Source organism: Pseudomonas sp. BN607 (genome assembly GCF_029871175.1).
Taxonomy (GTDB): Bacteria; Pseudomonadota; Gammaproteobacteria; order Pseudomonadales; family Pseudomonadaceae; genus Aquipseudomonas.
The window spans coordinates 268,446-292,775 of the sequence record NZ_SSOE01000066.1 but is presented as its reverse complement, the minus strand read 5'-3'; the positions used below and the strand labels follow the sequence as shown (position 1 = coordinate 292,775).

The window sequence follows — 24,330 nt, the reverse complement described above, 5'->3', positions numbered from 1 at the left end:
CGCCAGTGAGATCGAGCGCCGCCCGGGCCAGGCATCTCTACCGCCATACCCTTAAAGCCACACCGCATCCCAATGTGGATAATCACCAACCGTGGCCACCAATCCTGCCCTTACCGGATTGGCAACGATATATCTCGCGACCTTGAAAACATCCTCGTCCTTGCGCAAGGTCCGGTCGTAATAACCTGCCTGCCACACCGGCTTCCCCTTCGCTCCGGCCTTGTGCAGCGCATTGCTGGACTGGCATTTGAAACGTTGCATCAATGTGCCAAGCGTCACTTCTTTCAGCTCAATCAGCCAGTGCACATGGTCTGGCATTACGACCCAGGTCAGTGATCGGCAATGGTGTTGTTCTTCCGCGTAACGGAGGTTCTGAATGACCAGTCGTGCAAAGCGAAGGTCCTGAAACAAAGGCCTGCGTAGGTGAGTGACGGTAGTCAGCATGTAGAGCCTGCCTGGCACTGAGCATCTTGCGCGGCGAAGCCTGCAGCCATGAGGGTTGGGCATTGCGTTCATCCTTGGGCGAGTATGTGCTCGATTAGCGTAGCCAGCCCATGCAGGAGTCGATTCGATAGAAATTTGCAGTATGTAAACGCGCACCAATGCGACCGCCTTGTTTGTACGACGCAATATCGCGAGATGCGCCAAGGCGTACGCGCGCAAATCCCCCAGAAATAACTGGCCCGAAACAACCGTAGGAGCGAGCGCAGCTCGCGATGCGCCGCGCGGGCGGCGCTCGGTCTCACAGGCGACGTACTTCTACCGCCATACCCTTGAAGCCACAGCGCATGGCATGAGGTTGCGCAATGGCCGGGTGTGTTTGGCGTGGGTTTTAGGGTGTGGCAGAAATCGAGCGCCGCCCGCGCGGCGCATCGCGAGCTGCGCTCGCTCCTACATTTATTTCGGGCCAGTCACGCCTGTGACAGGCGCGCGCGACCGCCTTGTTCGTACGACGCAATATCGCGACATGCGCCAAGGCGTTCGCGCGCAAATCCCCCAGAAATAATTGGCCCGAAACAACCGTAGGAGCGAGCGCAGCTCGCGATGCGCCGCGCGGGCGGCGCTCGGTCTCACGGGCGACGCATCCCTATCGCCGTACCCTCAGACCCCTGTGGTTGGCGGCCCGCCACCCATCATGCCAAGCCTGTCAGCGCACGGCATGTAGACCATTCCCGTAAAACTTCAATCTTGAATTTTTTTATTAAGTCAAGAACCACCCTGTTCAAATCCTTCCCAGCGTGCTACAAACTGGTTAAGCAATGATCTAGCTGCTTGATAACGAAGGGAAAAATATGACGAAGTCGGAGCTGATCGAACGTATTGTCACCCATCAGGGGCTGCTATCGTCCAAGGACGTTGAGCTGGCCATCAAGACCATGCTTGAACAGATGTCACAATGCCTGGCTACCGGCGATCGCATCGAGATTCGCGGTTTTGGCAGCTTCTCGCTGCACTATCGCGCCCCACGCGTAGGCCGTAACCCCAAGACCGGCCAGTCGGTCAGCCTCGAAGGCAAGTTCGTGCCGCACTTCAAACCCGGCAAGGAACTGCGCGACCGCGTCAATGAAGAAGACGAGGCCGAAGCCTGATCAATCAAGGAGCAATCTGATGCGTAACCTCAAGCGCGCCCTGGCGGCGGTGTTCGTGCTGCTGTTGGCGGCTGTGGTGCTGTTCTTCGTGCTGGAGAATCAGCAAGCCGTGTCTCTGGTGCTGTTTGGCTGGGTCGCGCCTGAGGTGCCAGTAGCTTTGCTGGTGCTGGCCGCCTTGGTCATCGGCCTCGCCGTCGGGCCATTGCTGGGTGCCTACGGCGTGCAGCGCAGTAAGCGCAAGATCAGGGCTTCAGCCCGCCAGGCGGCACTGAGCGGCAATTAAGGAATCTTCCTACGCCCATTTGGGAAAGTCTCGCCTATGCCTGCACCGGCCCTCATGGAGTAATAGCGCACTTCATTTTCGGCCCAGGTGAGTGTGCGCAGCATGGAATATCCCGTCCTTTCCCATCACGGTGGCGCCCGCGGCGTCACCGGCTCCTGCCACCAGCTGCACCTCGCCCCCTCTGTCAGCCTGCTGGTGGACTGCGGCCTGGAGCAGGGTGCCGATGCAGCACCGGGCACCGAAACTGCGCCGCTCGGCTTCGACGTGCAGGGCATCCAGGCTCTGGTCATCACCCATGTGCACCTTGACCATGTCGGGCGTATCCCGGCGCTGCTGGCAGCCGGCTACCGCGGCCCCATCCTGTGCAGCGAGCCCTCGGCCCGGCTGCTGCCGCTGGTGCTGGAAGACGCCTACAAGCTCAGCATCAGCAGCGACCCCGTCCAAGTGGCGCGGTACCTGGATTTCATCCGTGGCCTTATCGTGCCGCTGCCTTTCGAGCAGTGGCACACCCTGGTCGAGCGCCCGGGCCTGACCTGTCGCATTCGCTTGCAGCGCGCTGGCCACCTGCTGGGATCGGCCTATGTCGAATGCGACATGCAGCATGAGGAGGCCAATACACGCTACGTGTTCTCCGGCGACCTGGGTGCCTGTGGCAACCCGTTGCTGCGCCCCGTGCAGCCCCCTGAGCGTGCAGATGTGCTGGTGCTGGAAAGCACTTACGGTGACCGCCTGCATCCTCCGGTCAGCGACCGTCAGCAGCGGCTGGAAGCCGCGATTGATCGCGCCCTGGCTGACCAGGGCACTCTCCTCATTCCGGCGTTCAGCCTCGGTCGCACCCAGGAGCTGTTGTACGAACTCGAAGCCATCCTCCACCGCAAGGCGCTGCTCAGCACGACCGCCTCGGCCCCTGAAGGCGATTCACTCGACTGGTCGCAGCTGCCCATCATCCTTGATTCACCCTTGGCCCAGCGCATCACCGGTGTGTACCGCGACTTGCACGAGTACTGGAACGCAGAGGCCAGGGCGCGGCTTGCCGAGGGGCGTGATCCGCTCGGGTTCGACCAGCTGATCAGTATCGACACCCATGCCCGCCACCAGCAGGTAGTCAATTACCTCAAGAGTACCGAGCGCCCCGCGATCGTGATTGCAGGCAATGGCATGTGTTCCGGTGGGCGCATCGTCAATTACCTGAAGGCCATGCTCGGTGATCCCCGGCATGAGGTGATGTTTGTGTGGTATCAGGCCAAGGGCACTCCGGGGGCGGTGATTCAGGCCAGCGAAGGGGCGGAAGGGTTTGTGCAGATTGATCTGGATGGGCAGATGTATGAGGTGCGAGCGAAGGTGATGACCTTGGGCGGCTACTCGGGCCATGCGGATCAGGCGCAGTTGGTGGCGTTCGCGCGCGGCTGCAATGCACGGCGGATAATGTTGGTGCATGGCGAGAAAAGGGCGAAGCAAACGCTTGCGAACGCGCTGCGCGTAAGTTTTACGCAGCCTGGGCATGAGGTGTGCGTCACAGTCGCAACATGACCTTCTGGCGGGAAGGTTGAGGTCTGTCAGATAGTGAGGAACTTTTGCGGGGCGGGTCTTTCTACTACTGCTTGAAGTAAAGTTAGAAGCGTGGCAGAAAGAGTGGCGAATAGCCGCTACGCTTGATTCGAAGGGTGTTGAGTTGCTTAGGTTGGAAGCCTGCCCCCGAGATGATGCAATAAGACAGACCCAAGGAAAAAAAGACTAAATGCGCAATGAACGCGAGCGCCTGAGTGGTAGCGACGAGATTGACCTGATTGAGCTTGTGCAGGGTGTTTGGCGCCAAAAAATCTGGGTAGGGCTGGTTGCAGTACCGGTAATTGCTTTGGGTTTGGCGTATGTGATGATGGTTTCGCCGGTGTATGAAGCGAAGCTGTATATACAGCCTCCTTCCCAGAGCGAGATTGCCCAACTGAACTACGGTCGTGGTGAGGGAACGGGCCTGGCGCCACTGAGTGCCAAGGATGTGTACAGCATCTACCTCAAGTCCCTTCAGTCTGAAGCAGTACGAGACAAATTCTTTCGCAGCGCCTTCCTGCCCATGCTGACCGAAGAGGAGCGGGGCGGTTCTCGTGATGCCCTGTATGCTCAGTTCAACGGTATGCTGAAAGTGGCACTCGCTAGCAAAGACATGCCTGATCGCTACGTGCTGACCGCGAATCTTGAAGACCCGCGTCTTGCGGCGACCTGGGTGTCGAATTACGCAGAGTTGGCTGCTGAGCGAGCGAAGAACGAGTTGTTGAGCGGTACCCGCAGTGACATATCGATCATGGCTGATAACCTTGACCAGCAAATCAAGGCTGCGCGAGCCGCTGCCAGCAATCAGCGCGTGGACCAGATTGCCAAACTGAAGGAGGCGTTGCGCGTAGCGCAGTCGATTGGCCTGGAAAAGCCGCCGATCATTTCCGAAACCCTGTCCAGTGAAGTGTCCGCTGGCATGAATGGGGCTCTCACCTACATGCGCGGCACCAAGGCGCTGGAGGCAGAAATCGCCAACCTGGAGGCGCGCTCATCGGACGATCCATTCATCCGGAATTTGCGTGAAAAGCAGGAGAAACTCAGTTTCTTGCGGGCGTTGAAGGTCGACCCTTCCCTTGTTGCCATGTATCAACAAGATGGCGCCGTATCCCAGCCTGACAAGCCTATCAAGCCGCGAAAAGCCGTGATCATGTTGCTATCGGCGCTGGTGGGAGTAGGGCTTGGTGTGTTGGTTGCCTTGGGGCGGGATATCTGGTGCAGGCGCAAAGCGACGAACGGAGGGGAACTTACCTGATTGCAAGGCGTCGTTAAGCGTTGTTGTCGGTTGCGGAAGGTGTAACAATAGCCTTTCGTCGCCGATGACATGGAAAGCTGGAAGAGCGAGCACGACACGCTGATCTGCCCTGCCTGTCTTGGTTAACCCCGTTTCAGACAGGGAAATTTTGTGAATAGCGTTGTGCGTCCCCCCTCCATGGCCGGCTCTGGCGAAATCGATCTTTTCAACGTACTGCGCACTATCTGGCGTAGGCGGTTCCTCATCGCTGCTGTGGGTGGCGTCTGTGCACTTTTCGGCGCCGCAGTCGCCTACAACATTACGCCTGTCTATGAAGCGTCCACAAGTTTAAGGCCGGTCGCCTTGAACCAGTTGGATGCTTTGAATCGGTCAAAAATCTACTCATTGCCTCCGGCTGAAGCGCTCAAGAGAGTGGGGGCATCGCTGGATTCCTATACCACCCGGTTGGACTTCTTTCGGTCCAGGCCAGATCTCATCGATGCTTTCAAGGATGAAGGGCAAAGTGTCGATCAGGCATTTGAAGACTTCAACCGCGACGGCCTCAGCGTAGTGTTGGCAGACCCGAAAAAGAGCGATTCGCTAAGCGATTTTGTCGGGTTGAAGATGCGCTATGAAAAAGGCGTGAATGGCGCTGCCATCCTCAACGATTTCGTTGATTATGCCGTTGAGCGTGAGCGTAGCCAGTTGTCCAAGGATATGCAGATTATCTTGGCCAACCGCTTGGCAGAGGTGGACAAGCAGCTGAACTCTGCGGTGTCGGAGTACAAGGCTGGAAACGAGAGCCGTATTGCCCGCCTTGAAGAGGCCGATGCAATCAAGCGTGCGCAGCTGAATGATGAGCTCAAGGCTTTGCGTGTTCAGTTGAAATTGCGCCGCGAAGCGCGCCTGGCCGAACTTGATGAGGCTATCAGTGTTGCGCGAAGCCTCGGTTTGAAGAAGCCTTCGACACCCTCGCTGATGGCTGATGATGGTGCAGCAACTGGCAATATCATTCGTACCGAAGTAAACGGTAGGCCGGTGCCGCTGTACTTTATGGGTACTGAGGTGCTTGAGGCTGAGCGTGCTGCATTGCGAAAGCGTACGTCAGATGACTTCGTCGAGCCGAGAATCGGCCAGATCCGCAAAGAGCTCATCCTGCTTTCGACCAACCGTAAGGTCCAGGCAATCAAGGCCCGTGCGAGCGAAGCTGCGTTTTTGGAGGGGGTTGAAGCGCTTCGCGTGGAGCGTGCGCGCTTGCAAGCCATCGATACCCAGCTGGAGGGCCTGCACCTGGTGAATATTGACCAGCGCGCGGTGCCTTCGAGCAAGCCTTTGAAGCCGCGTAAAGCACTCATCGTACTCATCGCATTTATCGGCGGTCTGTTGCTCGGAACGGTTATTGCTCTGCTGCGAGGTGCGTTCAAAGACCACGCGAGGCTGCAACGCGTACTTGAAATCGAGGGTTCGGCACATCGCGTCATACCTGATGAATTGGCAGGGCAGAACCCTGCCAGGCTGGCAGATGCGCAAGCTTGAGCGCCCAATTCTATGATGTTGTTTTAGTGGCATTTGGTGGTTCTAGGTCCCAGGAAAACTCCGATGGATTGCCGCAGCCTAACCGCATATGATTGTGGCGCATCTCATTGATGGCAGCCACCGGGCCGCTCCCCGGGCAAATGTAAGTGGGCGTTTTTTGCTCGACAGCATGCACAGTGCATGCTGGCGCCGAATGGATTCACTCGACTGACGAATGAATCGAAGAAGGTTCAAATAACCCGTTGTTCAGCCGTGGAAACGGGCAGGTATATTCAAGGTGAGTTGGGAAGCATGACAGATATGAATGCGGTGGTAGAAAAGTTCAAAAGCCGGCAGGCCTTGATTGGTATCGTGGGCCTTGGTTATGTCGGGTTGCCGCTGATGCTGCGTTATAACGCCATTGGTTTTAATGTGCTGGGTATTGATATCGATCAATCGAAAGTCGATAAACTCAATGCTGGTCAGAGCTACATCGAGCACATCCCGGCTGCCAACATCAGCAAGGCGCGCGAAACCGGCTTTGAGGCTACCGTCGACTTCAAGCGTGCCAGCGAGTGTGATGCACTGATCCTGTGCGTGCCCACCCCACTGAACAAATATCGCGAGCCCGACATGAGCTTCGTGATCAACACCACCGATGCCATCAAGCCATACCTGCGTGCAGGCCAGGTGGTTTCGCTGGAAAGCACCACCTACCCAGGTACCACCGAAGAAGAGTTGCTGCCACGTGTGCAGGAAGGCGGCCTGGTGGTAGGTGAGAACATCTACCTGGTCTATTCGCCAGAGCGTGAAGACCCGGGCAACCCGAACTTCGAGACCCGTACCATTCCCAAGGTTATTGGCGGTCACACCCCAAATTGCCTGGAAGTGGGTATTGCACTGTACGAGCAGGCCATCGACCAGGTCGTACCGGTAAGCTCCACCAAAGCTGCCGAAATGACCAAGTTGCTGGAGAACATTCACCGTGCGGTGAACATCGGCCTGGTCAACGAAATGAAAATCGTCGCCGACCGCATGGGTATCGACATTTTCGAAGTGGTCGATGCTGCAGCGACCAAGCCTTTCGGCTTCACCCCTTACTACCCGGGCCCGGGCCTGGGTGGCCACTGCATTCCGATCGACCCCTTCTACCTGACCTGGAAGGCGCGCGAATACGGCCTGCACACCCGTTTCATCGAGCTTTCCGGTGAAGTCAACCAGGCCATGCCTGAGTACGTGCTGGGCAAGCTGATGGATGGCCTGAACGACGCCGGCAAGGCACTGAAGGGCAGCCGTGTACTGGTGCTGGGTATCGCCTACAAGAAGAACGTCGACGACATGCGCGAGTCGCCATCTGTCGAAATCATGGAACTGATCGAGGCCAAGGGTGGCGTGGTTGCGTACAGCGACCCACACGTCCCGGTGTTCCCGAAGATGCGCGAGCACCACTTCGAGCTGAGCAGCGAGCCGCTGACCGCCGAGAACCTGGCAAGCTTCGACGCCGTGGTTCTGGCCACCGATCACGACAAGTTCGACTATGCCCTGATCGAAGCCAAGGCCAAGCTCATTGTCGACAGCCGCGGCAAGTACCGCACGCCGACCGCGCACATCATCAAGGCCTGATCGGCGTCGCTAGCAAATTGATCCGCCTGGCCCTCAAGGGCAGGCGGATTCATTCGTCTTCAAAGGAAGCCTCATGAAAAACTTTGCTCTCATCGGTGCTGCAGGCTACATCGCCCCTCGCCACATGCGCGCCATCAAGGACACCGGCAACCGTCTGGTCTCCGCGTACGATATCAATGACTCGGTAGGTATCATCGACAGTATCTCGCCGCAGAGCGAGTTCTTCACCGAGTTCGAGTTCTTCCTCGACCACGCCCATGGCTTGAAGCGCAACCCGGCCACTGCCCTGGATTACGTTGCGATCTGCTCGCCCAACTACCTGCACCACCCGCACATTGCCGCGGGCCTGCGCCTGGGCTGTGACGTCATTTGCGAAAAGCCGCTGGTGCCGACCCCGCAGCAATTGGACGAGTTGGCATTGGTCGAGCAGGAAACCGGCAAGCGCCTGTACAACATCCTGCAGTTGCGCCATCACCAGGCAATCCTCGCTCTGAAGGAGAAGGTCGCCCGCGAGAACAACCCGCACAAGTATGAAGTCGACCTGACTTACATCACCTCGCGCGGCAAGTGGTACCTGCAAAGCTGGAAGGGTGACCCACGCAAGTCGTTCGGTGTGGCCACCAACATCGGCGTGCACTTCTACGACATGCTGCACTTCATCTTCGGCAAGCTGCAGCGCAACGTTGTGCACTTCACTTCCGAGCACAAGGCCGCCGGTTACCTGGAGTACGAGAAAGCACGCGTACGCTGGTTCCTGTCTGTAGACGCCAACGACCTACCTGAGTCGGTGAAGGGCAAGAAGCCAACCTACCGTTCGATCACCGTCAATGGTGAGGAAATGGAATTCTCCGAAGGCTTCACCGATCTGCACACCACCAGCTATGAAGAAATTCTTGCTGGCCGTGGTTACGGTATCGAGGATGCGCGTCACTGTGTCGAAACCGTGAATACCATTCGTAGCGCTCCTGTTGTTGCAGCGGCGGATAACGAGGGGCACCCGTTCGTTATGGCGCTTTCGCGCTGACGGGAAACAAGCGGGTAGCGCCTGAGCGTTACCCGTGGCCAGCCTTGGCGGGATCGCAATTTAAAAGGCATGGTCACCGAGAGTCCTTGGGCTCAACTCGTGGCTTTCTCCGGTAGCGTTTTTTCCATCGTCCCGATCATGAACGCTAACTCAACTATCCGCATAGGCACCCTCTCAATGGTTCGGTGCTCGTCGATATTGGCAATACGCGTCAGCAGCGATGCGGCATGCGTTCGATCAACCTCAATCAAGTGTGAGTCTCAAACATGAATTACTCTCAGCATCCGAGTGCCATCGTCGATGAGGGCGCGCAGATCGGTAACGGCTCCCGGGTCTGGCACTTTGTTCATGTGTGTGCCGGTGCTCGGATTGGGGAGGGCGTTTCCTTGGGGCAGAACGTCTTCGTAGGCAACAAGGTCGTGATAGGCGACCGTTGCAAGGTCCAGAACAACGTGTCGGTATATGACAACGTGACCCTGGAAGAAGGCGTGTTCTGTGGCCCGAGCATGGTATTCACCAATGTCTACAATCCCCGTTCGTTGATCGAACGTAAGGACCAGTACCGTGACACTTTGGTCAAGAAAGGCGCAACGCTGGGTGCCAACTGCACCATCGTCTGCGGGGTTACCATTGGGGAATACGCTTTCGTCGGGGCAGGCGCAGTGATCAATAAGGATGTGCCAGCGTACGCCCTTATGGTTGGCGTTCCGGCGCGGCAAATTGGCTGGATGAGCGAGTTTGGTGAGCAACTGGAGCTGGGCGAGAAGGGCGAGGCGGTTTGCTCGCATACTGGCGCACGTTACGTTTTGAGTGAAGGGATCCTGAACAAGGTGGATGTCTAACATGATCGAATTCATTGACCTGAAAAGCCAGCAAGCGCGCATCAAAGACAAGATTGACGCAGGTATCCAGCGCGTGCTGGACCATGGGCAGTACATCCTCGGCCCGGAAGTGGCGGAGCTTGAACAGCGCCTTGCTGAGTTTGTCGGTGCGAAATATTGCATCACTTGCGCAAATGGTACTGATGCTCTGCAGATTGCTCAGATGGCGCTGAATATCGGTCCGGGCGATGAGGTCATCACCCCAGGCTTCACCTATATCGCAACTGCTGAAACAGTAGCATTGCTAGGGGCGAAGCCTGTGTATGTGGATGTTGACCCGCGTACCTACAACCTTGATCCCGCATTGCTCGAGGCTGCGATCACTCCCCGTACCAAGGCGATCATTCCAGTCTCCCTGTATGGACAATGCGCTGATTTCGATGCAATCAATGCTATTGCTGCCAAGTACGGTATTCCGGTCATCGAGGATGCAGCACAGAGCTTTGGCGCATCCTATAAAGGGAAGCGCTCCTGCAATCTCTCGACGATATCCTGCACCAGCTTCTTCCCAAGTAAGCCGCTGGGCTGCTACGGCGATGGTGGTGCCATTTTCACAAATGACGAGCAGCTTGCGACCGTGCTTCGTCAAATCGCGCGCCATGGTCAGGATCGCCGTTATCACCATATTCGTGTCGGTGTGAATAGCCGGCTGGATACCATGCAAGCAGCCATTCTGCTGCCCAAGCTCGAGATCTTCGAAGAAGAGATAGCCCTGCGCCAACAGGTTGCCGATAACTATGATCGTCTTCTCGCCGAAGCAGGCATTGAAACGACCCCGTATATCGAACCACACAATATCTGTGCCTATGCGCAGTACACCGTTCGTGTCCAGAACAGGGATGCTGTACAGGCCAGGCTGAAGGAGGCTGGCGTACCTACAGCCGTGCACTATCCGATCCCGCTGAACAAGCAGCCCGCAGTGGCTGATGACGCCGCTCAGTTGCCAGTCGGTGACGAAATCGCTGGCCAAGTGATGAGCCTGCCGATGCATCCGTATCTGACGCTGGCGGACCAAAAAATCATTGTCGCGGCGCTAAAAGCGTGCTGAAAGCATTGCGTGCCGTGAAGAACGGAAAGAATGATTTCCTGCGTAATGTGTTGACGCTGATGACCGGCACCACACTTGCGCAGGCGATTCCGATTGCGGCAATGCCTTTGTTGACGCGCCTGTACACGCCGGAGGATTTCGGCGTGTTGGCGCTTTATATGTCCTTGGCGGGGATGATTTCAGTCATCATCACCGCCAGGTATGAAGTCGCAGTGATGTTGCCCGAGCGAGACGAGGACGCAGCCAGCTTGGTTACGTTGTCGATTTGTATAGCGAGCGCTATCAGTCTTGTGCTTCTGGTAATAGTCTCCCTGTTCAATGAGGACATCCAGGCACTGCTCAACAACAAGGCAATCGGTCCCTGGCTTTACCTACTGCCGATAACGGTTTTCGTGACGGGCATGTGGCAGGCATTGAACTATTGGAACAACCGGTCCAAGAAATTCAAGCGCCTGGCTGTCAGCCGCGTTACGCAGGGTGGAGGCATGACGCTTGCCCAGTTTCTGCTGACCGGGTTATCGACGGGTGGCCTTGTGCTTGGCTACCTGGTCGGGCAAGTCGGCGGCTTGATGGTGTTTCTGACTAGAACATGGCGCGAAGATCGAGCTGTGCTTTCACGGATCAGCCTTGCGACGATGCTCGTGAACGCTCGTCGTTATAGCAAATTCCCTAAGTACTCGACTTTCGGAGCTTTGCTGGACAATGCAGCGGTCCAGATGCCAGTCCTTATGCTCAGCAAGTTCTACGATACCCACATCGTTGGCGTGTTCAGCCTCACATTCAGAGCGCTGAACTTGCCCATGAGCTTGATCGCGACCTCGTTCTCACAAGTGTTGTTTCAGCGCTTCGTGGTGCTGCAGCGAGAGAATCCCGACCGCCTGGCGCCTTTTGTCCTCAAGCTCTTTTTCGGCTTGTTGAGTTTGATGGTGCCTCTGGTGGGTTTTGTATGGGTGGTTGGTCCAGAACTCTTTGCCCTCGTATTTGGTGAGACCTGGCGACAGGCGGGCGAGTACGCCACCGTGCTTATTTTTGCGGTGGCCATACGGTTTGCGGTAAGCCCATTGAGTACCGTCTTGGCGATGGACCACAACATCAAGATAGGTACGCTGTGGCAGATGATCTACTTCGTGACCATCACCTCGACACTTTATATTTTCAGAAATGCAGGAATGGAAACGTTTTTACTGGCGTTCACCCTGCATGAAGTTGCCCTGTACAGCCTATATCTAGGCTTTATTATCTTTGGCGCGAAAAGACACAGGTTTGGATAAGCGATATGTGCGGAATATTAGGCGGTGTATGGAAACAGGCAGATAATTCGCTCGAAGCCAGGGTGAAATCCGCACTGCTGACCATTCAGCATCGTGGCCCGAATGATTCGGGGTACGAAATTACGTCAGTAAACGGCAGTTGCTTGGTTCTTGGTCATACTAGGCTGTCAATCATTGACTTGTCGAGTGCAGGGCATCAGCCGATGTATTCGCATGATCGAAAATACTCCGTGGTGTTTAATGGTGAAATTTATAACTACAGAGAGCTGCGTGCTGAACTTAGTGCTCTGGGTTACGAGTTTAGATCTGATTCAGATACCGAGGTGCTGCTGACGGCGTGGCAGCATTGGAAAGAGGCAAGCTTACTGCGGTTTGTGGGCATGTTTGCATTTGTGCTCTTTGATCACGAGCGTGGGAATATCTTCTGTGTTCGAGATGCTTTCGGTATCAAGCCGTTCTTTTATACATATGAGCAAGGTAACCTTATTTTTGCCTCTGAGGTGCCGGCCATCAAGGCGCTGAAGAAGAGTAAGGTTGGGCTGAATTGGCAGCGTGCGTATGATTATCTGGCTCACGGCGACTACGATACCAATGAGCAGACATTCTTTGAAGACGTCTTCCATCTTCCCCCAGGCCATATTATCCGCTACAACATTGCAGCATCGGAGATGCCTGCACCAGAGGCCTGGTATACCCCTCGATTGGAAGAACGTACGGACCTGAGTTTTGCGGATGCCGCGGAGGAACTACGTGAACGCTTTCTGAGCAGTATTCGCCTACACCTTCGGAGTGATGTGCCTGTTGGTGCGGCCTTGTCGGGGGGGCTTGACTCCTCTGCAGTGGTTTGCGCGATGAGGTACGTAGAGCCAGACATGCCGATCCATACCTTTAGCTATATTGCTAAGGGTAGCTCTTTGTCTGAAGAACATTGGGCGGACCAAGTCAATGAGTATGTTGGAGCACATGCCAATAAGGTAGTGGTATCTCCATCTGAATTGGTGCGTGATCTGGATGATATGATCCGTGTTCAAGGTGAGCCTTTTGGTAGTACTAGTATTTATGCGCAATATCGAGTCTACCAACTTGCTAAAGAGCGCGGGATTACTGTAACGCTGGATGGGCAAGGTGCGGATGAAATGTTGGCAGGTTACCTTGGGTATCCAGGTCAGCGGATACGTAGCCTTATTGAGAGAGGCCAGTATGCTCGTGCAATTAGCTTTCTCAACAACTGGTCTAAATGGCCTGGGCGTAGTGTGAAGTGGGGGGTGGGTACTACTCTAGGTCAGCTGACTTCGGGAACGATCAATGATGTTCTTCGTAGAATGGATGGTCGAGCCAATGTGCCAGTCTGGATGCATGAAGGGAGTTTGCGAGATGCTCAGGTTAATTGTGAGAACTCACGGCGCCATTGTCCAATTGACTTACGTGGACGTCGATTGACTGCAGAGCTTGCGGCATCGTTGCATCGGCGCGGCCTTCAGCATTTGCTTCGTCACGGTGATCGGAATTCTATGCGTTTCTCGATTGAAAGCAGAGTTCCCTTTTTAACGACAGAGCTTTCTCAATTTCTTCTCGCTTTGCCAGAAAATTATTTAATTTCTGATAAGGGGGAAACGAAGCACATTTTCAGAGCCGCTATGCGTGGCATCGTGCCCGACGACGTTTTAAATAGGCGAGATAAGGTCGGTTTCGAGACACCCGAGCGTGATTTCCTAATACAAAACGCCGGTAAGCTCAGAGCTTGGCTTCAAGAAGATCTTAACCTTCCTTTCCTGTCGTCTACGCGTGTACTTGCCGAATTTGACTCGGTCATTTCCGGAAGAAAAAAGCATTCATCCCAGGTTTGGCGTTGGGTGAATTTTTATCGTTGGCATCAATTGTTTATGAATTAACGTCTTTTTTTTGGCCGGCTTTGAGTTAAGCCTTTGTAAGTCAGGTATTGGATGCCGGAGGGGTCATGCGGTCCTTATCGCTGAGCATTAGTGTGCATAGGTTGATATTTTTATCATTTGTGATTTTGTTTCGCGTCCTGCTGGATACGTCATATTCGACAATTATTGCCAAAGATTTTGCGTCTGAAGGGTTTATTTTGAATGTGGAACCCTTTAACTATATGGTTTCATGGTTTTTGTATTTAATTTCTTTGCTTATTGTTTCTGATAGAGTGAAAAATGTCAGTCAATATTTTTTTGTTACTGCCATTCTTTGCTTGGTAGCACCGTTGACATCACTATATGGGCTCGATGCAACTCGCCCCTTATTCCCTGTTCTGGTTTCTCTCGGAGCTATTTTTACATCCTATTTTGTCTCAAAACAGAGCTTACTGAGTTTTAAAGGGCTTCCGGTAGTTTTGGGTGGCAGACCAATAGCGCTGATGGTGTCCTTGGCATTTGTTGTGGGTCTGGTGATTTGGTTTAAGCTTTCCGGTGCTAAGTCAAATTTGAATTTTTCAGAGGTTTATGAATATCGAGAGCTGAATGCAGAGCTCACGGCGCAAGGTATTCTCGCATACACAAATAATTGGACGTTTCAGGTTTTTAGCGTCTATCTCATTTGCTTTGCACTTTATGCGCGACGATTTTTGCTCGTGATACTATTGCTTGGGGTGCAGGTTTATTTTTTCTCTGTAGCCTCTCATAAGTCTATTTTGTTTCTCCCTTTGTTAGTTTTTAGTGTCTGGATTTACCTTAGACGCTCTGACTCTCTAATTATTCTGCCTCTGGCATGTGTGGGGGTTTTGGTGTTGACGATTGCGAGTTATATATTCCTTGATGATCTTTGGCTGACCTCTCTTTTGTCGCGTCGTGCATTTTATGTTCCTGCGGATCTATGTTTTGTATATTTTGATTTTTTCTCCACGCATGCACATGTTTATTGGTCTAACTCAGTGCTTTCATCCTTGCAGGCTTACCCCTACGGAAGCGTAGCTATACCATACGTTATTGGCGATTATTTAGGGAAGCCTGAAATGGGAGCCAATAATGGATTCATTTCAAGTGGTTTTGCGCATGCTGGCCTTTTCGGCGTATTTTTTTACGCGGCGCTAGTAGGTCTTCTCCTTAAACTGGTAAATGATCTCTCTAATGAACGGATGCCCGTCTGGGTAGCAATTGCTATTTCCATTGTTCCCTTGCGAAGTCTTTTGATGTCATCAGATCTATTTACAGTTATGCTTACGCACGGTTTCGCTGTTGCGATCGTGATCATGTATCTCTCACGCAAAAAGCCTTCGCCTGTACAAGCAGCCATGCTTTGAGAATTTAATATTTTGAAAGGTTTACCATGAAGATCGCACACCTCACTTCAGCTCATCCTAGGTATGACACGCGAATTTTTTTGAAAGAGTGTCGCAGCCTTGCTCAGGCAGGGCACGATGTTCATTTGATCGTTGCCGATGGAAAGGGCGATGAGATTTGCGACCAGGTAACTATCTATGATGTCGGCGCGTCGCTAGGTAGGCTAAATCGAATGTTACGCACGACCCAGAGGGTTTACGATAAAGCTTTAACCGTCGACGCAGATGTATACCATTTCCATGATCCAGAACTTCTGCCTATTGGGCTGAGACTGAAGTGGCGTGGGAAGAAAGTAATTTTTGATGCCCATGAAGATTTGCCGAAGCAGCTTATGGGGAAGCCTTATTTAAATAGTGTTTCGAAGTTTCTGCTTTCGAACTTTTTTGGTTTGGTTGAGAGAGTCGTCTGTAGGCGCTTCGATGCTATCGTGACGGCGACTCCATTTATCACTGATAAGTTTAAATCGATCAATTCTGCCAGTTTTACTGTCAATAACTATCCATTGATAGGGGAGCTCGCCTGTGGCGAGATCGACTGGGCGAAGAAGAAAAATGAAGTCAGCTACATTGGTGGAATCGCTTCTATCCGTGGCATTTTGCAGGTTATCACTGCAATGTCTCACACGAGCAGTGGTGCTCGCCTGCAGTTAGGTGGGCGTTTCTCTGAAAAGACAGTAGAGAATGAAGCGAAGTCTCATTTGGGTTGGTCAAAGGTTGATGAGCTCGGCTTTGTAGGGCGCGAAGGAGTCCGTGATGCCTTGGCCCGTTCAGTAGGGGGGGTAGTTACGTTCTTGCCTGCGCCTAATCACATTGATGCCCAGCCTAATAAGATGTTCGAATATATGAGCGCTGGCGTACCTGTTATTGCATCAAATTTCCCTCTATGGCGTGATATTATTGAGGGGAATGGTTGTGGTTTGTGCGTAGATCCCATGGATCCAAAGCAAATCGCGGACGCTGTCGATTATCTGATTACGCACCCAGAGGATGCTGAAGCGATGGGGCGTCGTGGTCAACTAGCGGTTCAGCAAAAATATAACTGGTCCATTGAGGAGCAGGTCCTCCTTGGCGTATACGAACGTTTAGCGCAATAGAGAGTTTGAAGTGAAGATACTTACTATTATTGGTGCTCGACCACAGTTTATCAAGGCCAGTGTTGTCTCGCGTGCGATCGGCCAATGCAGCCAGTTGAATGAAGTTATTGTGCACACTGGGCAGCACTTTGACGCAAATATGTCCGACGTGTTCTTTGAGCAGTTGGAAATTCCTCGGCCAAATTATCAGCTCAGTATTAGCGGTGGTTCGCATGGCTCAATGACCGGACGTATGCTCATTGAGATTGAGAAGGTGATTGAAAAAGAACGCCCGGATCGACTGCTCGTATATGGCGATACAAACTCGACACTTGCTGGTGCTTTAGCGGCTGCGAAACTACATGTACCTGTTGCGCACATTGAAGCAGGTCTGCGCAGTTTCAATATGCTGATGCCTGAGGAGATTAATAGAATCCTCACGGATCAAGTCAGTGACGTCTTGTACTGCCCTACTCAAACCGCGACTGAGAATCTTCGGCGTGAGGGCTTTGATAGCAAGCCTGTAGAGATTCTGCAGGTAGGCGACGTCATGCAAGACAGTGCGCTGCTGTTCTCTCAGCTTGCTGTGCCTCCTGCTGATGTGAAGTCGAAAGAGGGTTTTATTCTCGCGACATTGCATCGCGCTGAAAATACAGATGATCCCGCACGGTTAGCTTCAATAGTTAATGCTTTGAATGATATTCACACAACCGTTGCCCCTGTATTGCTGCCACTGCACCCCCGCACTAGGGGAGTAATCTCAAAACTGGGTATTGAGCTCAAGGTGAACACTATTGATCCAGTGGGTTACCTAGAAATGATATGGCTACTTCAGCGTTGTGCCGTTGTTCTTACAGATAGTGGTGGTGTCCAGAAGGAGGCGTTCTTCTTTGGTAAGGCTTGCGTCACGATGCGTGATCAGACTGAGTGGGTTGAGTTGATCTCTTGTGGGGCGAACATACTTGTGGGGGCAGATACAGACAGCATTGTTGAAGGTGTCCGAAACAATTATGGCCGTCTGGTTAACGATACGGATAATCTTTATGGCGGAGGGCAGGCTTCCCATCGAATTGCTCAACACTTGAGCAAGTATTCAGTGGCTGTCGGATAAAATAGCTATGAAGATCATGTATGTTAATCCTTATGCAGGAGGTCCAGGGGTAGGGCGATACTGGCGTGCTTTCCATTTATCTCGTGAATGGAAAAATAAAGGGCACGACGTTAAGGTCGTGTTGCCGGCTTATCATCATCTTATGGATGGAGAGCCGATGCCAGCCGGGGCCTCACGACATAGTGGTGTAGACTACATTTTTTTGCCAGCCATCAAATATTCTGGAAATGGTATTAAGCGCCTACTGGCAATGCTGTTTTTTGCAATTACTTTGCTGTGGTTCTTGCTTAGGCTTCCTCGCTCCGAACGTCCGGATCTCATTGTATACTCATCTGCGCATCCATTTGCTTACCCAAGTGCATTAATTGCTGCCAGGATATTCCGCTCAAAGATCTATTTTGAGGTTCGGGATCTGTGGCCCTTAAGCCTTGTGGAAGTTGCAGGTATTAGTGCGCGGCATCCTATAGTCTGGATGTTGAGCAAAATAGAATATTTGGCTTATAGGTGCTCGGATAAGATTATATCCCTTCTGCCTGGTGCCTTGGAACATATGGCGGCGCGCGGATTGTCAGTAGATAAATTTATATACGCGCCAAATGGTTTCTCCCTTGAGGTCACTTCTTCGGAATGCATTACTCATCCACTTATCTCTGATATCCAGTCATTTCAGAAGAATGGTGATTTTGTATATTTCTATGCCGGTGCGTTGGGTGAACCAAATGCGATGCATAAATTTGTAGATGCGCTTGAGTATCTGCCAGTATCTCAAGAACGTAAATTGCGCTTTGTAATCGTTGGTAAAGGCGAACAGGCCGAAGCACTACAGCGTCGTTGCGTTGAGCGATCTTTTGATTTCGTAAGTTTTTATCAGCAGGTTGACAAGGCAGTTATTCTTGAGGCTCTGAAATTCGTGGATGCTGGTTTTTTTGTTATGCATGATTTGCCCATCTACAGATTCGGTGTCAGCCTTAATAAGCTATATGATTACATGGCGCTCGGTGTTCCAGTTGTGGGGGCTTATAGGGCATTTAATGACCCGTTGGTGGAGGGTAACTGTGGCGTTTCTGTCGCGCCAGATTGCCCTAAAGAGCTTGCAGTTGCATTTGCTACTCTCTCACTATCCGATAAAGATGTCCTGCGCGCGATGGGGCAAAGAGGCCGTGCCTACTTAGCAACCAATTTCGAATATGCTGCTATCGCAAAAACAATAGTTGCAAGTGCTGAGGGGGTGGCATGATTTTGGTGACAGGTGCATCCGGTTTTATTGGCCGCGCGCTATGCGCCCGACTAACGGGTGATAACTATAAGGTGCGAGGAGCCGGGCGTAGCCAGGTTCATATCCCGGATCTGACGAATTATGTGAGCTGTGATTTGGAGCACGGGGGTGAGCTCGATCAACTCTGTAGCGGGGTGGATACGGTTATTCACTTGGCAGGCAGAGCTCACGTCCTAAAAGAAACCTCCGATAATCCTGTGTTGGCGTTTAGCCGAGCAAACGTTGATGTCTCAGTTAATCTTGCTCAGGCCGCAATTAGGCAGAAAGTTAGGAGGTTCATATTTTTAAGTTCGATAGGTGTTCATGCAGCCGAGAGTGAGGGGGGGGATAAGATCTCGGAAGCTAGTGCTTGTGCGCCTTCACAACTTTACGGTGTGACTAAGCTGGATGCTGAGATCAAACTTTTGGAGCTGGTCGAAGCGAGTGACATGGAGCTCGTTATCATTCGCCCTCCTTTGGTTTATGCAGGAGATGCGCCAGGAAACTTTCATCGCTTAATGTCAGTCATTTCTAAAGGTGTGCCGCTTCCATTCGCGAACGTGCATAACTTGCGTAGTATGATTGCTCGAGAAAACTTGATTGATTTCATAAGTCTTTGCATTACACACCCATCAGCAGCGAATGAAAAATTCGTTGTCTCCGATGGAGTGGGCGTGTCTACTCCGGAAATCGTTCGGTGCTTGGCCAAGGGGATGGGAAAATCACCGAAGCTTTTCGCGTGTCCTAGCATCTTACTGAGTGCTGGTCTGACGTTAATTGGCCGAAGGAATATGTACAACCAATTATGCAGGTCTTTAGTATTAGATAGCAGAAAGGCTAAGATGCTGCTTGGGTGGAAGCCACCGGTAGAGCCAGAGCAAGCGTTGGTGATCGCCGGTCGAGATTTTATAAAGACGAATTCTGATACCTTTAAGGGGCAAGGATAATGGGCATTATTTTTTTCTTGATCTCGGCTTTTTTTGCCTCTCTTGCCTTGACAGGAATGTTACGACGCTATGCTATAGCTCGCAGCATTATTGACATTCCGAATTCACGAAGTTCACATAACGTGCCAACTCCGCGGGGCGGCGGGGTTGCCATTGTAATCGCATTCCTTCTTGGATTACCTTTTTGCCTGATTTTTGAGCTGACAACCTGGCAAGCGGTCGTTGGGATCGGCGGGGCTGGGTTGATCATTGCGATCATCGGATTCATGGATGATCATGGTCACATTGCTGCTAGATGGCGACTGCTTGGTCATTTTCTCAGCGCAGTTTGGTTGCTCTGCTGGCTAGGTGGTTTCCCCAGTTTATATATTTTTGGCTATAGCTTAGATTTCGCACCGCTGCTCATTCTGTTTGCAACTTTTTATTTGGTATGGTTGCTCAATCTTTATAATTTTATGGATGGTATTGATGGGCTCGCAAGTATCGAGGCTGTCATCGCGACTTTGGTTATGTCCTTCATCTATTGGGTGTCTGGCTTTGATGGTCTGGCTGTTTTGCCCTTATTGCTTGCGTTTTCGGTAGGGGGGTTTGTTGTTTGGAACTTCCCTCCTGCCAAGATTTTTATGGGTGATGCTGGGAGTGGTTTTCTTGGTATCACATTAGGCGCTCTTTCCATTCAAGGAGCTTGGGCGTCACCGGTGATGTTTTGGTGTTGGCTCATACTCCTGGGGGTTTTTGTCGTTGATGCGACGTATACTCTCGCACGCCGACTTGCTCGAGGAGATAAAGTTTACGAAGCGCATCGTAGCCATGCGTATCAGTATGCATCACGCCTTTACGGTAGGCATCTGCCGGTGACCGCCGCGGTTGCCTTCATAAATCTTGTGTGGCTTGCCCCCATAGCAGTAATGGTTGCGCTGAACTGGGTACCTGGCCCTCTTGGTGTGCTCATTGCGTACGCGCCATTAATTGGTCTTGCGGTGAAATATCGGGCCGGTGACCTAGAGCTACGATGATTAAAGAGACGGCCCATATTTTCGATATGCGGAATAATGTTTTTTAGGAATTAGCGCGCAGTCATGCGGTTCCACTACAAAAGGCTCGGATGACCTTTTGAGAGCGAGGGCTTGTAAAAGATGAAAAGTATAAGGATGCGCATGCTTGCGCTGCCACGTCGTTACAAACGTGCGCTGCAGGTCGCAATGGATGTACTGCTGGTGGTCTTGGCCCTGTGGTTGGCTTTTGCCGTACGCTTGGGTATTGACGAAATGAACAATCCGCTAGTTACTCATCCATGGTTATTTGTGGCCGCGCCAGCGGTGGCAGTCCCCATTTTTATTCGCTTTGGTATGTATCGTGCAGTAATGCGCTACTTTGGGAATGACGCACTAATTGCAATCATCAAAGCGGTGAGCCTGTCCTCGTTGACTCTTGCTCTTATTGTCTATTGGTATGCCAACCATAAGTATATTGTTCCTCGATCGATCATTTTTAACTATTGGTGGCTGAGCCTGGTAATGATTGGTGGGCTGCGTCTGATCATGCGCCAATATTTTTTGGGGGACTGGTTCGCTACGACGCAACATGTACCTTTTGCTAATCGCGACAATGGCCTTCCTAAAGTGGCTGTGTATGGTGCGGGCGCAGCGGGAAATCAATTAGTGGCTGCCCTACGTATGGGGCGTGTTATGCGTCCGGTAGCTTTCATTGACGATGATGAAGGCGTTGCAGACAGAGTAATCTCGGGGCTTACAGTCTTCAGAGGTAAAGACATTCAGAGAATGATCGACGTAACTGGTGCTGAAGAGGTGCTTCTGGCTGTACCATCTGCTACCAGAGCCAGGCGCAGAGAAATTCTTGGCGCACTAGAGGGGTTTCCACTTCACGTAAGAAGTATTCCAGGAATCATGGATCTGGCCAGCGGAAGAGTAAAAGTTGACGATATTCAAGAGGTTGATATCGCTGATCTTTTAGGGCGCGATGCTGTTCCTGCACAGAAAGATCTTCTGGCGCATTGCATTACTGATCAAGTAGTAATGGTGACTGGGGCCGGGGGGTCAATAGGCTCTGAGCTCTGCCGGCAGATTTTGTTGTTGAAGCCAAAAGCACTTCTGCTTTTCGAGCACAGCGAATTCAATCTTTACAATATTCATGGCGAGTTGGAGCAGGCTATATTAAGGAAATCGCTACCCGTACGCTTGCTGCCTTTTTTGGGGACTATCCGGAACCAGAAACATTTATTTGATGTTATGACGATGTGGCGTGTCGATACTGTATACCATGCTGCAGCATATAAGCATGTGCCAATGGTTGAGCATAACATTGCAGAAGGGATTCTCAACAATGTTATTGGTACGCTGAATACAGCGCAGGCTGCTTTGCAAGCTAATGTTTCTAATTTTGTGCTGATCTCTACAGATAAAGCAGTTCGCCCAACAAATGTTATGGGCAGTACAAAGCGTTTGGCGGAGATGGTCCTTCAGGCGTTGAGCAAAGAAGTTGCGGCTGTATTGTTTGGCGACTCAGCTAATGTGGCCAGTGTCAACAGAACTCGTTTTACAATGGTTCGCTTTGGTAACGTTCTAGGCTCGTCGGGATCAGTAATCCCATTGTTTCATAAGCAAATAAAAATGGGTGGCCCCCTGACTGTGACCCATCCTAAGATCACGCGCTATTTCATGACCATTCCTGAGGCGGCCCAGTTGGTTATCCAGGCTGGTTCGATGGGGCAGGGCGGCGATGTGTTTGTATTGGACATGGGGGAACCGGTTAAAATCGCCAGTTTGGCGGAGAAAATGATTCACTTGTCAGGTCTGAGTGTAAGGTCTGAAAGTAATCCTCACGGCGATGTTGCGATTGAGTTTACTGGACTACGCCCTGGAGAGAAGCTCTATGAAGAATTGTTGATCGGTGACAATGTATTACCTACCCAGCACCCCATGATTATGTCTGCTAGCGAAGACTACCTCTCATGGGAGGTGCTTAAAGAATCTCTGAGCTCATTGACCAAGGCTCTCGAGGATGAAGATTTCAATCGCGTTAGGCAGATACTAAGAGAGCTTGTAAGCGGCTACTCCCCTGAAGGTGAGATCGTTGATTGGGTGTATCAGCAGCGGCGCCTTGATGTGTAAGCATGTTCCCTGTTTGCCATTCGGCGACGGCTAATTTCTATGATATTCCTCTATACGGATATAGCCCTGTTTTTATTTTTCATATGATCTCTAGATGCTACTTGACACATTGCTTAGGGTTGCGAGGGGTAGCTGGCGTCTGAGTAGGGAGGCTCACGTACGGTTCTGCGAGAGGCTGAAGGTGAAACTCCTACGGCCTATTCACCAGCGCAAAGGCTTCTGCCGTTGGCTCGACGTCGAGCGTTTCGAACCCTGCCGGACGCCATTGACGAGGCTATCGTTCTGACCGACCAAGGCTCTGTCGGCAGCCAGCACAGCAGCCTGCCAATCTTGCAGCAACTGAAGTTAGCTGAATAAAACCCAGTCGCCGGTCACAACGCAAAGTGTACTGGTCAAGGCGGTGTAAATATCTGGCGAACTACTGGAGCCGGTTGGAACGGTATGTTGAGGCCGGCCTCTTTCGATCGACAACTATCGTGCGGACCGTTCGATCATGCCGTTTGTCATCGGGCGCAAGGCGTGGCTGTTCAGCGACACGCCCAAGGGCGGTATGACCACGCGCGGATCTATAGCTTGGTCGAGAACACGAATGTCAACGGCCAGGAGCACTATACGTAGCTGTACCACGTACTGGAAAGGCCGCCGAAAGCCTAATCGGTGGCCGACTAGGAGGCGTTACTGTCATCGAGCTGCTTACCTGAGATGCTACGGTAAGCCAGAGGTCTACTTTGCGGTAGACGTGGTTTAAGGAACTGCTGCGTATAGCTCACACCCTGATTGTTTCGCCGCTGCAAGCTCCTTTCCCTAATCAGCTTACAAGCTGGGGCGTTCTGCCACAGGCACTGTATTAAACTGACCAACGTCCGTCCCGACCATCGAAGTCGAGAAAGTTACCGAATACCGCCCCAGATCACTAAGGTTTCGGCCAAAATCAATGGCTACTCCATCAGCGTTCCACTTATAAACCTCAGCCTCATACGAAGCCCCGGACTTCAACTTCACCCAATGAGTCCCACTAGCCGCTGGCTGCCCCAGCTTATCAGTCAGCATTTCTTTGACCAGGTACAAATTATTAGCATTACCCGTCAACACCAACTGACTAACAGCTCCACCCTCCACCGTTGCAAACAACTTATACCCCGGCGAAATAGGCAGATACGGCAACCCCCGCACTTCAAAGCGTCCCGCTTTCTCCGTCGCAACGCGGCAAGGCTCGGTAGGGCGTATATCCCCCGTTGCACACTCCGGCACCTGGGTCAAAAAATCCCCTTGCAGATCCACCCCCAGGAAAGCACTGGGCGTGATCACCTGGTGAGCAAGCTGCGTGGACTGTGCCCAGACAGGCGTGGAAGCGAACAAGGCCGCAACAGCGACCGAAGGAAATATAGAAGGCATAAACATCCCTGTGAGCCCAGATGGCGTTCTTGAGAAAGTTTCGTATTTTGCCTCGCGGTCAATGACAGAACAACCGTCAAATGCGTGAACGGTGTCTTACCGCCACA

The 24,330-nt window shown here is 52.3% G+C and carries 20 protein-coding genes and 1 pseudogene; 19 read left to right on the top strand and 2 right to left on the bottom strand.

What is annotated here, in order from left to right; genetic code table 11:
* Positions 1-51: 51 nt before the first annotated feature.
* On the bottom strand, positions 52-507 hold the full coding sequence (locus tag E8E68_RS24380; protein ID WP_110745547.1) for a transposase: 456 nt from the start codon (positions 505-507) through the stop codon (positions 52-54).
* Positions 508-1,292: 785 nt separating this feature from the next.
* Here E8E68_RS24380 and ihfB point away from each other — a divergent pair.
* The 19 genes and pseudogenes from ihfB to E8E68_RS24285 form a co-directional block, all read left to right on the top strand.
* On the top strand, positions 1,293-1,589 hold the full coding sequence (gene ihfB / locus E8E68_RS24375; protein ID WP_003252675.1) for an integration host factor subunit beta: 297 nt from the start codon (positions 1,293-1,295) through the stop codon (positions 1,587-1,589).
* Positions 1,590-1,608: 19 nt separating this feature from the next.
* Positions 1,609-1,872, top strand: a complete 264-nt coding sequence (locus tag E8E68_RS24370; RefSeq protein WP_280345684.1) for a lipopolysaccharide assembly protein LapA domain-containing protein — start codon at positions 1,609-1,611, stop codon at positions 1,870-1,872.
* A 102-nt stretch (positions 1,873-1,974) separates the two neighbouring features.
* Positions 1,975-3,402 carry an MBL fold metallo-hydrolase gene (locus E8E68_RS24365; RefSeq protein WP_280345681.1) on the top strand — a complete coding sequence of 476 codons (1,428 nt, stop codon included), beginning with the start codon at positions 1,975-1,977 and terminating at the stop codon, positions 3,400-3,402.
* A gap of 208 nt (positions 3,403-3,610) precedes the next feature.
* The gene (locus tag E8E68_RS24360; RefSeq protein ID WP_266031489.1) at positions 3,611-4,675 is read left to right on the top strand and encodes a Wzz/FepE/Etk N-terminal domain-containing protein; all 1,065 of its coding nucleotides are present in this window, start codon (positions 3,611-3,613) and stop codon (positions 4,673-4,675) included.
* 150 nt (positions 4,676-4,825) lie between these two features.
* On the top strand, positions 4,826-6,190 hold the full coding sequence (locus E8E68_RS24355) for a Wzz/FepE/Etk N-terminal domain-containing protein (protein ID WP_280345677.1): 1,365 nt from the start codon (positions 4,826-4,828) through the stop codon (positions 6,188-6,190).
* A 291-nt stretch (positions 6,191-6,481) separates the two neighbouring features.
* Entirely contained in the window at positions 6,482-7,792 is a 1,311-nt protein-coding gene (wbpA, locus tag E8E68_RS24350; RefSeq protein ID WP_133970664.1) for a UDP-N-acetyl-D-glucosamine 6-dehydrogenase, read from the top strand.
* 73 nt (positions 7,793-7,865) lie between these two features.
* Positions 7,866-8,816: a UDP-N-acetyl-2-amino-2-deoxy-D-glucuronate oxidase gene (gene wbpB / locus E8E68_RS24345; protein ID WP_266031495.1), complete on the top strand. Its 951-nt coding sequence runs from the start codon at positions 7,866-7,868 to the stop codon at positions 8,814-8,816.
* A gap of 266 nt (positions 8,817-9,082) precedes the next feature.
* Positions 9,083-9,658, top strand: a complete 576-nt coding sequence (wbpD, locus tag E8E68_RS24340; protein ID WP_084852107.1) for a UDP-2-acetamido-3-amino-2,3-dideoxy-D-glucuronate N-acetyltransferase — start codon at positions 9,083-9,085, stop codon at positions 9,656-9,658.
* A gap of 1 nt (position 9,659) precedes the next feature.
* Complete coding sequence (locus E8E68_RS24335; RefSeq protein ID WP_280345662.1) at positions 9,660-10,745, top strand: DegT/DnrJ/EryC1/StrS family aminotransferase; 1,086 nt, start codon at positions 9,660-9,662, stop codon at positions 10,743-10,745.
* The gene (locus E8E68_RS24330) at positions 10,739-12,016 is read left to right on the top strand and encodes an oligosaccharide flippase family protein (RefSeq protein WP_280345659.1); all 1,278 of its coding nucleotides are present in this window, start codon (positions 10,739-10,741) and stop codon (positions 12,014-12,016) included. Before E8E68_RS24335 ends, E8E68_RS24330 begins: the two co-directional genes overlap by 7 nt.
* A 5-nt stretch (positions 12,017-12,021) precedes the next feature.
* On the top strand, positions 12,022-13,908 hold the full coding sequence (gene asnB / locus E8E68_RS24325; protein ID WP_280345656.1) for an asparagine synthase (glutamine-hydrolyzing): 1,887 nt from the start codon (positions 12,022-12,024) through the stop codon (positions 13,906-13,908).
* A gap of 65 nt (positions 13,909-13,973) precedes the next feature.
* Positions 13,974-15,272, top strand: coding sequence for a hypothetical protein (locus tag E8E68_RS24320; protein ID WP_280345653.1), 1,299 nt, complete (start codon positions 13,974-13,976; stop codon positions 15,270-15,272).
* A gap of 26 nt (positions 15,273-15,298) precedes the next feature.
* Positions 15,299-16,405, top strand: coding sequence for a glycosyltransferase family 4 protein (locus E8E68_RS24315; RefSeq protein ID WP_280345650.1), 1,107 nt, complete (start codon positions 15,299-15,301; stop codon positions 16,403-16,405).
* A 10-nt stretch (positions 16,406-16,415) separates the two neighbouring features.
* Positions 16,416-17,495: a UDP-N-acetylglucosamine 2-epimerase (non-hydrolyzing) gene (gene wecB, locus E8E68_RS24310; protein ID WP_280345647.1), complete on the top strand. Its 1,080-nt coding sequence runs from the start codon at positions 16,416-16,418 to the stop codon at positions 17,493-17,495.
* A gap of 7 nt (positions 17,496-17,502) precedes the next feature.
* Complete coding sequence (locus E8E68_RS24305) at positions 17,503-18,732, top strand: glycosyltransferase family 4 protein (RefSeq protein ID WP_280345644.1); 1,230 nt, start codon at positions 17,503-17,505, stop codon at positions 18,730-18,732.
* Positions 18,729-19,697, top strand: a complete 969-nt coding sequence (locus E8E68_RS24300; RefSeq protein WP_280345640.1) for an NAD-dependent epimerase/dehydratase family protein — start codon at positions 18,729-18,731, stop codon at positions 19,695-19,697. The genes E8E68_RS24305 and E8E68_RS24300 overlap by 4 nt, the downstream gene beginning before the upstream one ends.
* A complete protein-coding gene (locus E8E68_RS24295; protein ID WP_280345637.1) occupies positions 19,697-20,713 on the top strand; it encodes a glycosyltransferase family 4 protein in 1,017 nt (338 codons plus the stop codon). The genes E8E68_RS24300 and E8E68_RS24295 overlap by 1 nt, the downstream gene beginning before the upstream one ends.
* Before the next feature lie 120 nt (positions 20,714-20,833).
* Positions 20,834-22,828 (top strand): nucleoside-diphosphate sugar epimerase/dehydratase, encoded by a 1,995-nt coding sequence (locus E8E68_RS24290; RefSeq protein ID WP_280345634.1) that lies wholly within the window; start codon positions 20,834-20,836, stop codon positions 22,826-22,828.
* A 300-nt stretch (positions 22,829-23,128) separates the two neighbouring features.
* Positions 23,129-23,482: pseudogene (locus tag E8E68_RS24285) on the top strand (transposase); the annotation flags it as partial.
* 159 nt (positions 23,483-23,641) lie between these two features.
* Here the strand turns inward: E8E68_RS24285 and E8E68_RS24280 are convergent.
* A complete protein-coding gene (locus E8E68_RS24280; RefSeq protein WP_280345631.1) occupies positions 23,642-24,223 on the bottom strand; it encodes a hypothetical protein in 582 nt (193 codons plus the stop codon).
* Between the last annotated feature and the right edge of the window lie 107 nt (positions 24,224-24,330).